Consider the following 17771-nt stretch of genomic DNA (forward strand, 5'->3'; position numbering starts at 1 on the left):
TGAGCAACGAAAAGAATAGTAATCAAAAAATGGAATCAAAAAATTACTATTAATATGTTAATTTATTACTAAATATATTAAATAGACTATATAAGTAATTTTAAAATTACCGAGAGGATGGATGGAGTGGGATGCAAACATGAATTAGTGCTTAATTGATAGTGTTAAGTGTTGATGGCAACAATAACGATACTATCTATATATTTCACTTAAATCTTGTTAATTTTAAAATCCAATATAAATACTTTTTATGTCCTATGTCCTTATTTCAAATAAGCCATGACGGTATTACTAACTGGCGCTGATGGATACATCGGTTGGCCGACTGCGTTGCGAATTGCCGACCGGTCAGATGATCGCATCATTCTCGTCGATAACTTTGGTCGACGCGGGTGGGTTGACGAAATCGGAAGCACCAGTGCTGTTCCTGTGTGCTCGATGGATGAACGTCTAGGGGCTGCAAAATCCGCTCTCGGTCTGCACAACCTTTCGTTCGTAGAGGGCGATTTAACCGAGAAAGCATTCGTCGATAACCTCTTAGCTGTCCACCAACCCGATACCGTCGTTCACGCGGCTGCTCAACCCTCTGCACCGTATTCACAGATCAATGGTGAGTGCGCAAACTACACGCAGCACAACAATCTACAGGCGACACGCAACCTTCTCTGGGGACTTGAAGAGAACGATCTTACAGATGCTCATTTTATAGAGACGACAACCACTGGCGTGTACGGTGCCCCGGAATTCCCTATTCCAGAGGGCGGTGCCGTGATGGAGAACGGCAAAGAGCGCGATGAGGTGCCGTTCCCGGCAATGGCTGGTAGCTGGTATCACCTAACTAAATCCCACGACGCGGCGAACATGCGGTTGGCGCATAAGCAGTTCGACATTCCGATCAGTGATGTTCGTACGTCTATCGTTTACGGCACCGAAACTGAGGAAACACGTGGCGAAAATTATCGACTCAAGACCCGATTCGACTTTGATTATTACTTCGGGACGGTATCTCATCGCTTTGCAGCACAAGCAGTTGCTGGCTATCCTGTGACGGTGTACGGGAAAGGGGAACAGCGGAAACCGTTTATTAGTCTCGAAGACGCGGTTGAAGGGTTGGCACGATTAGCACTATCTGATCACGCTGCCCCTCCCGACGACTACGTCGTCTACAATCAAGTGACACGGCCAATCAGCATTGTAGAAGCGGCAAACACTATCGTAGATGTCGCCGCGGAGTTCGATTACAACGTCGCCGTTGAACACTTTGAGAACCCACGTGACGAGGATGAAACCCACAAGATGGAGATGGAAAACAGCCGCTATATGGATCTTATCGGCAACCAGACACAATTCTTCGAAGGAGGTGTTCGGGACATCTTCGAGACCCTTAGTCAGTACAAAGAGACCATTTCGAGCCATGAGGATCGGTTCCTCCCTAGCGTCCTGGAAGAGCGTATAGAACCCGAATCAAAGGTAGCGGTCAACTAAATACAGGACTTCCAAAATTCATGGATATTCTCGTCACAGGTGAGTGTGGTTACACCGGTTGTGTACTGGTACCGTTGTTGCAAGCCAAAGAAACGGTCGATACCGCTACCGGCTTGGATACCTTTTCCACTGGATCACCGCGAAACCTTCTTGGAGCGTGTATCAGAAGCGACTCAAATGTAGAATTTCAACGAGACGACGTTCACGATTACAGCAATGTCGAACATGCAACGCAGGGAGTTGATACCATCACTCCTCTCGAAGAAGTCACAGGAGTGTCAAGTACCTACGACCGAAAAGACGAGCGGTTACTCGTCGACTCCGTTTCCGATGAACACCTCCGAGGAACCGCGCTCCGGATAAGCACTAATTATGGATATACGCCCGGAGTCGGATTTCATTTTCCCATCAGCCAACTCACCTACAGGACGGCAACAGATCAACCACTCACCGAACGCGGTGACGGTACAAACAGACGGCCATTTATTCACGTCGGTGATGCCGCCAGGGCACCAAAACAAACTGCTTGCAATCCGGATACTTGGTCCGATATAATGTACAATATTGGTTGGGATGAAGAGAAAACCCGAGTGTCCGATACTGCAGAAATTATATGTAAAACCACTAGTATAGATATTGATATTACATGTATCGAAAGAATGTACAATGAAAAAGTAAACTAAATTATGAAATTTGAAACAAACACAACTGGTTGTCCGACCATCGCCGTCACTGGGGCTGCCGGTTTCATCGGTAGCCGTGTCGTTGACCGAATACAAGCGGTCCACCCGGAGTGGAACCTAATTGCCTTAGATAACTTCTATCGGGGGTCAATCAGGAGGATCGGAGACGTAGACGTACAGCACGTGGATATTCGGAATCGTGACCGGTTGGAAGCGACACTCGACGGAGCAAATATCGTCATGCATCTGGCAGCCATCAGCGGTGTCGATGGTTGCGATACCAACCGAGATCTGGCGTACAACGTTAACGTTCAAGGAACAGCGAACGTAGTCTGGTATTGCCGGAAAGCAGGTGCTGGGCTCGTTTTCCCGTACAGCATGGCTGTGCTCGGTGATCCCACGACAACCCCGATCACGGTAAACCTACCACGGAATCCGTTGAACTGGTATGGCCGAACAAAACTCATCAGTGAGCATACTATCGAAGATATGGTGACTGATGCCTTCCCCGCGCATCTCTATCTCAAATCGAACATCTACGGTGAACATGAGATCAAGGGGAAGACGATTTCGAAAGAAACGGTCATCAACTTCTTCGTCAACCGAGTGTTCTCCGACCAACCATTGACCGTTTACGAACCAGGCACACAATCGCGTAATTATATCCACGTGAAAGATGTCGTACGCGCATACCTACGAAGCGGGGAAATACTGCTCGAACAGCTCTCGTCTGGTGAAACAGGTGTTCATCAGTACGAAATAGCGAGCAATGAAGACCCGAGTGTCATGGAAGTGGCCGAGCTCGTGGCAAAAATCGCTCTGGAGGAGGAAGGCATCGAGAAAGAGGTTGCTCTCGTCGAAAACCCTCGCTCCAGCGAGACGCTCGTCCCTGATTTTAAGGTCGATACGTCGAAGGCTCACGAAGAGCTCGGCTGGGAAATCAGACACACCGTTGAGGAGTCGGTTCGGGAACTTATTCGGAAGAAAGCGTAACCATCGAGATCGACTTTCGACTTCTATCTTCTCCCATGAATACAAATTTGGTACATTATTCCCAACTCGGAGATTCATGGCCAATCCGTCTCAGGTGTGGCTCGCTGTGAAAGTCCGCGAGCGCAATATCAATTATAGAATATAAATTTTATTTCATCAACAATATATACATATGAGATGCTGATTACTACACAATAGATACGTGCTTTCGTGGCTCAACATCCAATTTATTTCTCTGTTGATACCGATAGCTGATTCAAGAAAACACTAAATTTCATTTTTATGTATGTGAACTACCAACTATCATCGTAGTATACTACAGATAACACCTATTAAACGCACCATTACAATAGATACACCCGACAAACCAACAACCATGCCTCAAGGCAAACACGGAGGTAAGCGTGACGAGAGCAGTGAACACATCGAACAGTCTCCCGAGCAAACGAGTGGTGGGAGCAGCAGCCTCACAGGATTCCAACGAAGAAAATTCCTGAAAGGTATCGGGATCGCAGGTCTTGGTACTTTTTCTGTCACGGGGATCTCCTCGTCCACAAGCGCGGATAGTAACGATGGCATGGATGTAGAGGGGGACAACGTGTATCTCGTCTTCGGTGCCGATACCTCGTCGGATAACCTTGATTCGTGGCTAAACAAACGAATGGATGATGTATCAAGTAATTCATCAACCCCTTATCTCCGGTATCAGGACGTCTCGCAGTTGAATGTCGCTGTTCGGGGGCTAGCCGTATCCATCTCTATCGACGGCGGGGAGGCACAGGCACTCCAGCGCACAATCCAGAAGAATTCGAACTTTCAGGCTGGAGAGGATCCTCGATCGATGTCTGAAAGTAATGAGGAGAGGGAGGAGACGTTTACGAACATTGGAAACATCTACGTCATCTTAGCGGAGGAAACCGAACAGCACAAGTTCAACGGCTGGCATGTTAGCGGCGAAACATACCAACCCGACTATAACGAGAACACCGAGATTGATCAGGAACAAGACGTAGATCAGATCAACTTTAGCCTGCAGGCAGCAGCGATTTCGATCGCTGAGGGCGGAAGTCGCTCTAGGGCGCGTCAGCAGAATTTCCAGAAAAACAAGAACCTTCAGGCTGCGAGCGCGTTCTCTGAGAACAGCAAGAAAGATCACCGCTACCGCGGTGAATCCTTGAACAGTCAGTCTCAGGTTGTCAACCAGGCGAACATTTCCTTACAAGGTGTTGCAATCGCGATTGCCGTCGGAGAGGGAAGCGTTGCGAAGGCATTGCAGGTAAGCCGTCAGATCAATAAGAATGCCCAGATCAAAGACGGACCAGTAGCCTTCGAACCGATGTCAATCAAGGAGTTCGCAGCAAACGCCGAGATGGACGGCGATTACTCGGACTCGGACGTGAAGCGGGCAAAAGATGGTTCGTCCCAGCGGAATAACCGTGGTGACACCAACGGTATCGCGCAGTTCCAAGACAGTTTCCAGACGAACATCAACGCCCAACTCCTAGCTCTCGCTGTCGCGATTGACGAAAGCGAGGCCAACGCCACCCAGGCCAGCTACCAAGGTAACTTCAACGCGCAGATCCTGGAGTCAAACGGAAACAACGTCAGGCCAGAGAGCACCGAACTCGTTACTGCAATGAACGGAAAGAAGATGAAGGACGGCGCTTGGGGTGCTGACTACAAGAAGAAGGACAACCCCATTGAAAACAACTCCATCGAAAATTTCACGCAGGCTCAGGTTGTCAGGCAGTTGAATGTGAACGCGCAGTTCCTAGCGGTCGCCGTTGCCATCGGTCAAGGAGCCGCAACGGCGGAACAGCTCAACTTCCAGCGCAATAAGAACGTTCAGGTTTGCAAAACAGACGGTGACGTCAAGCGCGACAAAAAGAAGCGCAAGGTAGACTGTTAACGGACGAAAATAGTAGCAGTCATTTATATTATATTTTTTAAATATATTAAAACTATGGAATGTATGTACGCTTCGGAAATAGACTGTTAGGGAGCAAGCTGTCGAGATAACTTACATACTGCGGACTTCCACGTAGGAAGTCAGCTCAAAACGTGGCATCGACACGTAACCGAAACGATCGACACGCTCAATTCTGCTATCTATATTGCAGTCGAATGTCTCTTCGGCACGGCGGTTGAGGAAGATTCGACTTCGTGGTTATCGCAAGTGATCTATACGGCGAGGACTCACGGAGCGTCAAGGCGAACACGTTTTTGAACGAACAGTTCGACTGGCTTGTAGAACAGGAGATCCCGGCATACGCTTCCTCCGGCAACCACGATCCTGTTGGAAGTGCAACCGACTACGTCAGTCTACCGGACAACGTCCACGAATTCGACCACAAGGAGCCGGAAAAGCTCTACTATCCGACGAAGATTCACTGAAAGCCAGAATCTGGGGACAGTCCTATCGCAATCGCCCCGAAAGCCGCTCGATGTATCGTCGATTCACGTCAGCCGACGACCGCCTGAATGAGACCGATCGCACGATCATCGATGCACTGCAGGGCGGGCGCGAAACAACGGGCGCGCCGACACACCCGATAAACATCCCCAGACAATCCGTGACTGACTCCGATGGTTGCGTGTGTGGGACTACGCAAGTTACTATTACGGGCCGGCCGCGTTGCACGGACTCGTCGAGTGAGAGCGAGGGGCAGTGTTCGCGTGTCTTCTAAGGTGATCGTCTTCTGTGCAAGAACATCTATTGGTAAATCCGTCTCTCTAGAGCCTGCTTTCACCACCCACCACCCCACGGTCCGAGAGACGCCGCACGATTGATCTGATTTTCCCGCACCACATGGAGTACAGATAGAAATAAAATATATTTTATGGGACTAGTTTCTGGACAATTTCAGTGGTTGCAGTGATTTACCCGTCTTGATCGCAACTGTTCGTCGAGAATCGGCTTCGTCTCAAAATGTTGAAGGAAATGGTTGTTTAATGGTCAAAAACTGTCATCATCTCGGCTAATGAATGGTCCTTATGAGAAAGGCGCTGTCAACTAAGGTGTCTGGACCGTTACAGTATAATGTTGTCTATCAAACTGATATGTTTCTCCTTCCGGTCTTGGTAAATGAGTGGCTTTTGCAGCCTGAAGTCGTCTAAGTAGAATTTCTACTACATAATCCATCTCGATATTTATCTCGCCAAACTACGTTTCTCTACTTCATATAACCATTAGAGGGAATAGTATCTATCGAATACTATGAGGAAGATTGGTAAGTTTTACTATGTCTATTAACTCATATAGTCAGACAGTATTCAATCGGATTTAACTCGGATACGAACTCATTGCTACCAATGTCTGGACTTACGGCCGAGCTTCGACGTGAACTGGAATCACATCTCAGTGCGAGCGCGATTACTAGTCTCGAAGCGGGTGAACTTGCACTCTTTGTGATGGAACCAGAGTGTGCATTCTTTCGCTTCGACAGCGGGACGTACGAGCGGGCAGATGTGTATTTCAGTATGCCGATTGACAATTCTCCACACCCCCAGCATCTCAAGGACAAGGCGTTCGCCACACAAGTGGAATTAACGACAGCTGCCGACATCCACGCCCGTCTTCGCGAGCTAGACCAGATCTACGTTTGTGATGTAGCGGTGGGCTTCAACGACCCCTCAGCAGCGACCCAATCGGAGTGACGACCTACCCAGAGTATATTTGATCGTGATAATTGGTGTGCTGGTGAACACGGTGATACTGCGTCTGCAGGTTTCAGCTGCCGTTGTTCATGCGTATAGGGCTCACCTGCCAATTTCTCCAGTTGATCATCACTTGCGTCGCTCACGTGATCACCACTCGGTGGTTCATTGCCCTGTTGGAGACGATCACGATGGCGTTTCAATCACAAAATATGGTTGTTCTGGTGCGGTCGAACGGTCGTTTCTTCCCTTTATTGATTACTGGTCTCCTGAAGATGTGCGACAGTTTTGATCGAGTTATTCGTCGTGTTATTTAACAGCGTATCGAGGTTGGTCGATGTCGAGTTATGTAGTTGCTGCTGGAACGACTTGCCACCCGATATCCTGTGCGTTGTGTCTGTGTCTGTGTCGACGACGAGCGTGGGCGGTGCGGTGTTGGTTGCCGGCTTGACCGTTACATCGGTTCCGGCGTGTGCACCGACTGTCTCACCGTAGAGAGCAATATCTGCGGTCGAGAGGTCGGTGATAGTCTTCTGTTCGGGGGTATTCATGAAGATATAGACGGCACCAGCGTTCGGCCCGCCGATAGTGCTCTCGGGCACGCCGACCACGAGATCAGTGGTTCCCGTCTCGGTAAGATCACCGCTGGCAACGTTCCAGCCAAGTCTATCTGCCGGCCGAAGGTCGGCTTTCGGTGCGTTCTCGGGTAGCGGTTGTATGGGTGTGGCGAATTCGTCCGGATTCCTTCCGACGCGGAAGATGCCCCAGAATCCACCTTCAAGCCGCCGGCGTTCTTTGAGTTCGCCGTACAGGAAATCGCCGGGACACTCAGCGAGTCCACCAGCACCGCTGACCATGTCCAACTGATCGGCACTCCCAACCGTAAACCTATCATCAACACCGATGATTGGGGAGTCGGCTACTTGGGTGAAGCGTCGCCACTGGTGTTCCGACAGGTGGAATGAGAGGCCACGCGCTTTATCAGCCATCTTACCGACGAGGAACCTGACGTCGTCACCGACCAACGCCTTGGGGAGTGGCGTTGCGGGATCACCGTGTGATTCCGAGTCGAAGACGAGATGTTGATCGTCGGGCCCCGTCTGGAAGCGCCGGATAAATGGTTCTGAACGGTTGTTGATGGCTGGGTAGCCCTGATCCTCGCGATCACCGATCTGATTACAAGGGGCGTCGGCGTTCTCGGTGTCTGGGCCTGGTGGGACGACACAATTATCTGGATAATCACGATTGATGATGTATCTAGCGTCGCTCATCTGCAGCGTGAATTCCCGTCTATCTGCCCCATGCGGATTCTTGAGCATTGTACTGTCGCCTGCTGGGAGCGGCTCAGCCGTCACGGGATCAAGCCACGTCGTGTCTGGTGGTGTGACCACGAGTCCACCGAAGGCACCATGGTGGCGATGACTTCGTATGTCTGCGGTGTCCCAAAGTGCGACGAAGGGGTGATCTTGGTGCGGTGACCACCGATATGTAATCGTTTCGCCTGGCGCGATCGTCTGGTCGAAATTGAACCCGACGGTTGCCCCGTCCGACCCGTTCACGTCGTAATCAGTATGCAGAGCGTGCAGCGAAATCCGATTCGAGGGCTCCCATGGCCGTTCGATCCGCATTAACGGGTGTGCGTGGTCGGCGTCAAGTTCGCACGGTAGTTCGTTCGTGAGATTGATCTCGAGACAATCACCCTCGTTTGCCCGGATGATCAGCGGTTCGGCGGGCCGGTCGCCGCACTTGATATCCTCGACGTGTTCATCGAGTGCGAAGATGATGCCACAGGGATCGTGGTCGCCGTACCCGTTGAACTCGATTTCCGTTTGGAACGCCGTCACGTTAACCTGCCGCACCGGCGCATTATCCGAACAGGGGTCGCCTGGATCTGGGGCTTTCGGCGGCTTCGTGCCGACGTTCTTGTTCTGCCGGGCATTCTTATCCGGCGGGAACACCTGCTCGTCGTTCTCGTCGTACAGTAGCTTCGCCTCGTACCCAAGGCGTTTGAGCCGTTTGAAGCCAAGGAATGGTGCGAAGTGACCCATTCGCCGTAGATCGGTCTTGGTGATGGGGTCGCCTTTCGGCGGGCCACGATCGGGGAGGGGCTTGAGATGCGGTGTTTTGGCGTCGAACACGCGATGAATCCCCCACATACCGGTCCAAAGATCATCGACGACAGCCGAGCCGTAGAGATAGTCTTGCACCGGCAGTCCGAACGGGTTGTTCATTCGCTTGAAGTCAGTGTCATCGTCCATGTGGGGTGGGTCAATGAAGAACGTGAACTGTTCGGAGGTGCCGATGATGTTCGAGACGGTGTCCTCGACGGCCAATCCCTCCGTCTCGAAGAACCGACCGTGCAGTTGGAAATTGTGCTGTTCTTCCCAGACGCCCTGAATCAGCCGAATCCGGATCGGGTCGTTCGAATACGCTTCGAGGACTGGAGTCGCTGGATCACCATGGACGGCAGAACTGAACGAATACGCCGGATCGGGATCGCCGCGCTGGTAAACCGGTGTATTCCGGAGATTGATCGCCATCGTCCCACCGTTCTCGTTGTGTTCTTCCTCGTTGTTGATGAACTCTCCCTTGCGATTAACGAGTTGCGCGAAGTCCTGGTAGTGGAGACAGAATTCCCGAAAGTCGTTCTGGCCCTCCGGCCGTTTGATAATCGCCTGTGAACCACTCTTGATAGGGCTGCCCGAATATGGATCAAGGTACTCTGAACCCTCGGGTTCGACGATAAGAGCACAGAACTCTCCGTGCATGGCGTCGTCGATGCCGAAGATGTGATCGTGGAAGTAGATCGGGCCTTCCTCGTCGGCGTACCACCGGTAGGTCCGCTGTTGTCCGGGTTCAGTATCCTGATCGTAGTTGAAGCCCATTGCAAGCGAGTCCGAGCCCAGCAGATCGAAGCTCACAAAATGTGGGTGAATCGAGACCGGCCGTTCAGTCTCGTTTTTGACCGTTATCTCAACACAGTCTCCGACGTTCGCGCGAATGAACAACGGTTCGGGATTGAGCTCGCCGTTCCGAATCGCGTCGGCGTCTTCCTCAAGAACGTAGATGATTCCTTCGGGATCGTGATCGCCATTGTCGTTATAGACGATGTCAGCGGGAAGCACTACGATCGTGTATTCTTTCACCGGAGCGTCTTTGCCAGCGGGCGGACCGCCGAATGCGGTGTTATCGATAAAGGGATCACACGGGTCGGCGTAGGGTGCGCCTGGTTGAATGTCACCGAGTGCCTGTTTTTCTTCAGGAGTGGGCTGCCGGCCAGTTACCGGCGGATTTGGTCCTGTTGTCTGAGGTGAGTCTGGGGGCGGACTTCCAACTTCTGCAGGGACGAAGTCCGGAAAGCCAGGGATTGGCGAGTCGTCCGGCAAGATCCCTTCCCTGAACGGCACCTCATCAGGCACTGGTTTGTTGGCGATTGTGGTGTTCGGCAGTGGCTTGAGACCACACTGTTCCTTATCGAAGATACGGAAGCCGGCCCACATCCCCTCGCCATAGTGGGGGAACAAGTGACAGTGGAAGATATTATCCCCCGCCGTTCCGTGCGCTCCGCCGGCCCCGATTTCGAACGCCTCCTCGAAGGTCATATCCGGGCGAACTGTCTCGATAGGCCCAGACGCCTCTGATCCCTGCGCTTCGCCGTGTCCGGCGACGAAAAAGACGGGATAAGTTGCCCCAAGACCGAGTGTCTGGGAGTCGATCGTGTCCGAATCCGTTCGACCTGGGATTGTCTTCCACCGATGTGCGTGCAAGTGATGGACGTGGTTTTCCTCGGTTGAGGCACCGACCGCGACGAACTTCATCGGGTCGCCCTTGTAGACGGGATACATGTTGTCCCCGCCACCAGGATCGCCGTTCACCCACGAGTTGTAGAAAAATTCTTCCAAGAGAGCCGTGTCGAGGTCGGGTGTTTCCGGTAAGTCCGGATCGGCGCGCTGACCAGTCGAATCAGCGCGATAGTTGATCGCGTGCACGGTCTGCTCCGTATCCGACTCGGGAAACGTCAGATCCGGATCCATCCCTTCAGGCGTGTGGTAGTGCGCAACGATCTCCCGGTAGCTGGTGCCCATAAATTCGGGATCGTGGATGTCTGCCTGAATTCCACTCCGCAGCTCCTTCCCGGTAAATGGGTCTGTCCACGTCGCTCCTTCGGGTTCGACAACTAGTGTGCCGAACAGGCCTTTCGAGAGGAGGTTTGCCTTTTGTGGTGGCTCCGCAGCGCTGTCCATCGCAGGATTCGCCAAGTCATAGAAGAAGTGGCCACCCTGATGGCTCGCGAACCAACGATACGTAATGGAGTCACCGGGCGCAACGGTCGTATCCGGGTTAAAACCGACTTTCGCCCCGTCGGAGTCTTTGACGTTGTACGGAAGACTCGTCTGGTGGATCGACGCGTGACGATCCAGATGATTGATGAACTCGATTTCGACGAGATCACCCTCGTTCGCACGAATCACGAGCGGTCGGAGGACTGAAGTCGGAACGTCCTCGTGGTTATCGTCTTCACACCGATCCTCACCGTGCGTGATATCGAAGTCACACTCGACCTCATCGGTATCCGCACACCGGTCTTTCTTATTGTTGTGCGCTCCCTTTTTGTGTTTCTTTCCTTTCCTGTCCTTTTTCTCCCGTCTAACGCTTGAGTAGAAGTCGAATCGCTCGTCATCGTCGTCAGCCGCCTCGAACCCCTCATCGGGGAACGTGCCGGACGCCTCACGGGCGGCCTCCAAATCCTCATCGAGGACATACATCACCCCTTTGGGCTGATGGAGTCCAAATCGATTATAGGGGATATCCACAGAAATCGCGTGTACTGTGAATGTGCGCACTTTCCCATTCTTAGCAGGCTCATCCGGAACCCTAGCAAGGATGTCCTCCGGGAGCACGGAATTGGCTAGATTCAGATTACTGATTCCCGTCGCAAGCGCACTGCCCCCCGCGAGAAACGACCGCCGCGAGGTATGGACCTGATCGACGGCAGGTGAAGTATCCGTCGTGTTACTATCCAGTTCATCATTGGTTGATTCTTTTCTCATAGTTTTCTCACCTCTTCTAAAAGCGTTTAACCAATAGTTACATACAGTATACCCATAAGCTAACGTTATATATAATATATTTAACTACTATTATGGCCCGTCTATAGTTAGATATACACCAATACCAGTTGATTCCATTAGGATTCAAACTCAAACCATTCAAATTTATATTGCAATCGTTCAAGAATTCCTCCCGTTCGGTGATTGCCTTCCGGTAGACGGTATTGTCCGCTTCTATTGTCGGTTCTATTGACATTAGGGGCGTAGAATCCATCGTCACATCTGCGATCGACCATAGCCATTGCCATGCCCCAGTGGATGCAGTTCGTCGGAGACAGGACATGATAAGGATAGTCACTGGCTGTCAGGGACAGAGACGGTGCAGTTCGGGTACGAAGTTATCGTCCAAGACCAGAGGAAGAATATCAAACTCGACGAAATAAAGACATCGCGTTTACGATGAAAAGCCCAGAGTTGCCTAAAACATAGCAGTTAGCGGGTATTATCCACCAATTCATTACTATTTTTGCCTGTGTAGTACATATGTATGACAAATCTACCTAACCAGTATCAGATTGTATTGTGGGACTAGTTATAGATAGGCCAATGAGTGACGACAGCAGTACGAACGAGACCAGGATTGATCGGAATTACCCTGCTACGGACAACTGACACCGGGGGCAGTTTGTGTACCAACGGCATTCCTGGAGCGTACATCCCACTTATTTACGATAGAATTAGGAACAAAATTTTCTGAGGCCCTGTTCCCGTTTACACGCCGAAGTAGGGGATCGACGCTAACTTCGGCGGACAGATTCTTGCAAACGGCCATTCTCTCCGGGACTGTACCTGCTGAGCAGTAGCTCTCTTACCCTAATTGTTATAGATGGCTACAGTTTAGAATTATTTACAGAGTCGGTGATATTGTATCTCCTTCTTACTGTACTCAACACCGGTTGGAAACAGCTGAGTTCAAGCGATTGCCTGGTTACCTGATTGCTATCAGCTGAACGCAGCCGATGAGACGAGTCTCGTTACACTCTTACATTCGTAATGAATAGCAGCCCATGACACACACCCGTGAGACCGATCTAACGAACCTGACACCACTTCAATTACCAGATTGCCGTCTAAAGCACGACACTCGTCGATCCGATCCTTTCGCTATACGATCACTTCGTGTCGGATCACTGTTGTTCGCTTCTGCTATCGTGGCGCTTCAGCGCACCGTGTGACGAGGGTCGGTGTTCCACTTCATCGTATTCACGTAGACCAACTCTGTAATGCAACCATCACTCAGGCTAGATACTGGACTGTAAACGATACATGATGAAATTTGTCTATTTGCTGGAGACTAAATAGAATATTGACATATCTATCCGCTCCGAGTACGTTGATTCTAAGTATAAACCGTGGAACGAATAAATGACGTGTTTCATATAATATTCAATAATGGTAAGTTGAGTATCAATTTAGACTGTCAGGTCTATCAGTGAATCTCCTCTAAACCAAAGGCCTGACCAGCGCAGTAGTCGACAAGAGGTTGGATCCTATCGCTGACGCTCTGCACCACTCAGAGATATATAGCGAGCTCACCTCCGAAATCTACTGGACGGAGGACGGCGCCCGCGAGTTCGACGTGTCGATCGAAGGGAAAGAGGTCGTTTCAAACCTTGACATCCACGGCTGGATCAGCCATGACGCCGTGTGCGTCGAGGCTATCTTTGGGATCGCGGACAACACAACTGTGAGCGCTATCGGGATCGCTGGTACAAACGGGCCACGACCGTGCCGTCTAACCCGATCCGCGGATCTATGAGGGACGCGCTTGATATTGCTGAGACAGAATCACCACGTCATCAAGGTGATGTCCTGCGTACCGTCGGCGTCTGCACTCGTCGGTTCGTCGAATTCGATCGCGTTGAAGGAGATCCGGACTGCCTCAATATCCTCATAGACGGTGCCCCACCCGCCGACGCTGTACAGGCCGTTGTCAGCGGCGACCTCCAGCCGTAGGAATCCGGCCAACTCCTCGAACGACGGGCATCTCTCAGGGCGGTAGACATCCGAGTACGCGATATCGGTGACACGCCCGGTGATCTCACAGGGTTCGTTCGTGTCGACCCATGTTCCCTCGACCGTCACGGCGACACTCGCTCCGTCCTCCCACAGCGGCGCCACGTCCCGGACGAACTCTTCGAGGGTCACGTAGACGTACGGCGGGCCGGTGTCTTCATAGACCGTCTCCCAGAGGGCCCAGACGCCCGTCTGGAAGTACCAGTGGAAGATAAACGAGAGGATGTAGTCATCGATCAGGACGCCGAACGGCCTGTTGGCCCAGTCGTTTGGCGTGAAGCACGTCCACGTGCGGTCCGCTACGAGTAGAAACGGTCCTGGGATCCGGCACGCGCGGAGTTCCGTTACTGTCCCCTCAAGGGACTCCGCGAGTCTCTCCTCCAGATCGATTCCGTATACGGCCACCTTCGTGACGACACCACGGTCATGTGCGTCCGCAAGGGCGTTCGTCAACGCCCGGAACTGATCGACGGTTGCTGACAGTTCAATAAAGCTCTCCGTGTCTCGGATCAAGTCACGGGCCCGGTCAACGACCGTCTCCTCGTGCTTGACGACGCTGACCATGTGGTCGCTGATCGCTGGCCGCTCCCACCGGTCCTCAATCGCGTCTGCCGCCTTGTTCATCAGCTGCCCCCGAGACCGAAGTTCACGGAGGACATCGATCGGCTCTCGTGGACGGGCGTGGAGTTTGTCCTGATCGAACGTCTCGATGTAGTCCATCCGTTCGAGATCGCGGAGGACATCGTAGATCTGGGACATCGGTACGGAACATCGCTTGGCGACCTTCACGGCTGGCATCATTCCTTGCTCGAGCAACGTGACGTAGGCGTCAGCCTGGTATGAGGTCAACCCTGCGCCCTGTAGCGCGTCTTGGAGCGGGTCTCTATCCATAGCTTCATAAGAACAACAATTGCTAATCAGTCTTTTGCAAAGTCAGGGCGCAGAGTGACGCCGTTCACCAGTACCAGTATCTTCGCTCACCCTGCCAGACAGTCGGGCCGAATCGTTTGTATCATTCAGTAGTAGATCGGCCAGAGAGACACCGACCGCGTCTGACTTACTGACCGGAGAGCGGTTGGGCAGGCAGTCAGTACTCGTGAGTAATCGCGTCGGAGACGTACTGCCCACCAGCACCGTCGTCCCAGACGAATCGGACGTTGATAGAGTCGCCGTCGTCAGCGGTGTCGCGTGCGTGGCGGTGGGTCCCCCCATCGGACTCCATGCGGTAGCCGATCCAGCCGCCGTCATCGAACTGGATGTCCGCCCAAGCGGCGTCGTTGTTCGGATCGAACGTCCAATAGCTGGTGTCGCCGTCGTCGGTGACAATGGCGGTCCAGTTGTCGCCGGAGTAGGTGGTTGTACTGTCACCGCCGCCGCCATTACCGCCGTCACCGGTGTCGTCGCCTGCAGACGTGGCCATCGAATTCGGAGGGATGTCCAGTTGCGCGCCGTCGGAGAAGGTCACGGTTGTAGTGGAGTCACCAGCGTTGTAGGCCACGTAGGTCCGCTGACTGCCGTCGCTGAACACCTGGTAGAACGGTGTATCTGCGGTGACGGTGCCGTCCGGTGAGCCCATCTCGCGGAGGTTATAGATCCAGTGATACGTCTGAGCGCGCGTGTGTCCACCTTCGATTTCGTAGGTGTTCTTCCGCGCTTCGAACTTCTCGACAGCGTCCTGTCCATCCGAAAGCGCCCGATACATCCACATGATGTCCGGCCAGTAGTCGAATTCGTCAGTGCCCTTGTTCTCGACGAGTTCGTTGTAGTTCTCCTCCGGCACCGCGTCATCCCATCCCAAATGCAGCGAGTAGCCAGCGAGTGGCAGCCAGTTGATGCCATGGATTGCTTCCTCGTTGGCAGTCCACCAGGTGGCGTGGGCATAACCGTTGCCCCACACCATCCCGGCGGTCCCGTAGTCCCACGAGTCGGGGTGATTCGCGTTGTCGGCGTCGAACCAGTATTCGTGGACAGCGTGGAGTTCAGTCGTGTAGAGGAAGACGCCGAAGTCGCGTAGCTCCTCGTTGCCCGTGTACTCGCCCCACTCGATGATCGCCGCATATGCGTTGAGCGCCTCGGATGATGATTCCTGGTTGTTCCCGTCGGCGAACTCGGCACCGCCGCCTTCCGCCCAAGAGTGCCCACAGTACGGACTGAAGTTGCGTGCAAACGGGAACATGTCGTCATCACGGCGAGGATTGGCGTAATCGCGGATCAGGTGCTCGACCATACCGCCCCACTGGTCCTGAGCGCCCCACTCAGAGTTGGTGCGCGCGATCTCGGCAGCGGCGCGCACGTAGTACCCGTAGTGAAAGTGGTGATCAGACAACGACGACGCCGACCCGTGGCTCTCGGGATATCCCAGTAGCGACTTCCAAGTGTCATCGTAGTAGAACAGTTCCGTCGTTCCGCTCTCGGCCTGAAGCCACCTCTCAAGGTGATCCCGCAGCGAGCCAACGATGTCGTCGCGCTTGCCGCTCAGGCCAAACTGCTCGGCCAGCGCCTTGCTCTCGACCAGCCGACCGTAATCTTTGCCGACGTTGTACGTGTCGGGGCCCTCAATCGAGGTGTCGATCTCTTCGATGTATCCCTGCAGCTCTGCGGTGTCGTAACTGCCCTCGTCGGGTAAGAACGGGAGCATGCCGCCGTAGTCGTACGTCGTCGAAAACGATGACTTGGCGACGACACGCATCTCCCCGCGCTGGGACGTGTAAGTCGTCTCTAGCGTGTCGTCATCGCTGTGCTTCCACTGATGGGGGTGCAAAGCGGTGATCGTCCCTGTGGTTGCGCTCTCGGCCCTGTCATCCGTCTCGAAGTTGTAGGTGGTGTGGACTGCAGCGTTGGCTTGGTCGTACTCCCAGTCGACCCGAGTGTCGGTGACGAAGTTGTACGCGTAGTCCTCGAACGTTCCGAGGAAAGCGGTCTCGGGTAGGGCGGCGATCGAGCAGTAGCCAGCGCCGCCGAGGTCGTTGGTGAGTGTGTCGGTGCCGACGCCCGACCAGGTCGTTCCGGACGGAGCGAACAGCCCGTAGTGGTGCCCACCAACGGTGACGCCGAGAACGTTCCCTTCTTCAGTCCAGATCTCTGGCGCACTGTCGAATTTGATCACGGCTCCGCCGCCCTCGTACTCGCAGAATACGAAGGGTGATCCTTGTGCGAACGTTGTGCGCAACGTCGTGGCACTCCCCTCGCCCCAGAGCGCGTCAACCGACCAGTCGCCGTGATCGTCCAAGCGCGTGTCAGCGAAACTGTCGGTACCTGCGTGTCCGATTGTCAGATCACGGCCGCTGTTGTCCATCACCGTCGTCGTGCCGTCAACCCAGTTGGTCGGGTTCTTGACGAGGAGCCCGTCGTCTTCCGCCCGAAGCATCAGCGGCTGGGCGAACATGTTCTCCGAAAATGCGTTCCAGACTAGACTCGACCACCAGTCGTTGGTCGGAACCGGCTCATCACCGAACCCTGTGGTCGTCCAGATTGCATCCTGAGGTGCTTGCGCACCCGACGGCAACGCCGTCGTGTAACTGCCGTTGCCAACCGGCACATGGTTGCTCGCACTGGCAGTGCTGGCCCCACCGACCGTCCACGCCGCCGATGCTGCGCCGACCAGCTTGCAGTAATCCCTGCGCGATACGTCGTTCGATTGCGCTTGACTGTCGATCGCTTCGTCGTTCGAAGATTGTTCGTTGCTCATAGTTGTTGCTGATAGCGCCCCGGCGTGACGTCTCTGCGACGGCGGACCCTGTCTGCTGGTCTCTCCGCTTTAGTGACCGTCGCGTTCCAGCGCCCGTAAAGCCGCTGTGCTATCTACCCGGTTGCCACGCCGTTGCAC

General features: G+C 53.3%; 9 protein-coding genes. 6 read left to right on the top strand and 3 right to left on the bottom strand.

Annotated features, from left to right (window positions below):
• Positions 1-279: 279 nt before the first annotated feature.
• The 6 genes from EIK79_RS12650 (at position 280) to EIK79_RS12675 (ending at position 6818) form a co-directional block, all read left to right on the top strand.
• Positions 280-1485, top strand: a complete 1206-nt coding sequence (locus EIK79_RS12650) for an NAD-dependent epimerase/dehydratase family protein (protein ID WP_124955474.1) — start codon at positions 280-282, stop codon at positions 1483-1485.
• A 20-nt stretch (positions 1486-1505) separates the two neighbouring features.
• Entirely contained in the window at positions 1506-2168 is a 663-nt protein-coding gene (locus EIK79_RS12655; RefSeq protein WP_124955475.1) for an NAD-dependent epimerase/dehydratase family protein, read from the top strand.
• 3 nt (positions 2169-2171) lie between these two features.
• Positions 2172-3161: an NAD-dependent epimerase/dehydratase family protein gene (locus tag EIK79_RS12660; RefSeq protein WP_124955476.1), complete on the top strand. Its 990-nt coding sequence runs from the start codon at positions 2172-2174 to the stop codon at positions 3159-3161.
• 376 nt (positions 3162-3537) lie between these two features.
• Positions 3538-5070, top strand: a complete 1533-nt coding sequence (locus EIK79_RS12665) for a hypothetical protein (RefSeq protein WP_124955477.1) — start codon at positions 3538-3540, stop codon at positions 5068-5070.
• 254 nt (positions 5071-5324) lie between these two features.
• Complete coding sequence (locus EIK79_RS18490) at positions 5325-5555, top strand: metallophosphoesterase family protein (protein WP_221621749.1); 231 nt, start codon at positions 5325-5327, stop codon at positions 5553-5555.
• Positions 5556-6473: 918 nt separating this feature from the next.
• Positions 6474-6818: a hypothetical protein gene (locus EIK79_RS12675; protein WP_124955478.1), complete on the top strand. Its 345-nt coding sequence runs from the start codon at positions 6474-6476 to the stop codon at positions 6816-6818.
• Between the two features lie 251 nt (positions 6819-7069).
• Here the strand turns inward: EIK79_RS12675 and EIK79_RS12680 are convergent, their stop codons facing one another.
• From EIK79_RS12680 to EIK79_RS12690, 3 genes are all read right to left on the bottom strand, one after another.
• Complete coding sequence (locus EIK79_RS12680) at positions 7070-11869, bottom strand: multicopper oxidase domain-containing protein (RefSeq protein ID WP_124955479.1); 4800 nt, start codon at positions 11867-11869, stop codon at positions 7070-7072.
• 1848 nt (positions 11870-13717) lie between these two features.
• On the bottom strand, positions 13718-14836 hold the full coding sequence (locus tag EIK79_RS12685) for a TrmB family transcriptional regulator (RefSeq protein WP_124955480.1): 1119 nt from the start codon (positions 14834-14836) through the stop codon (positions 13718-13720).
• Between the two features lie 196 nt (positions 14837-15032).
• Entirely contained in the window at positions 15033-17633 is a 2601-nt protein-coding gene (locus EIK79_RS12690) for a glycosyl hydrolase (RefSeq protein WP_124955481.1), read from the bottom strand.
• Positions 17634-17771 lie beyond the last annotated feature (138 nt).

It is taken from the genome of Halocatena pleomorpha (genome assembly GCF_003862495.1).
Lineage (GTDB): Archaea > Halobacteriota > Halobacteria > Halobacteriales > Haloarculaceae > Halocatena > Halocatena pleomorpha.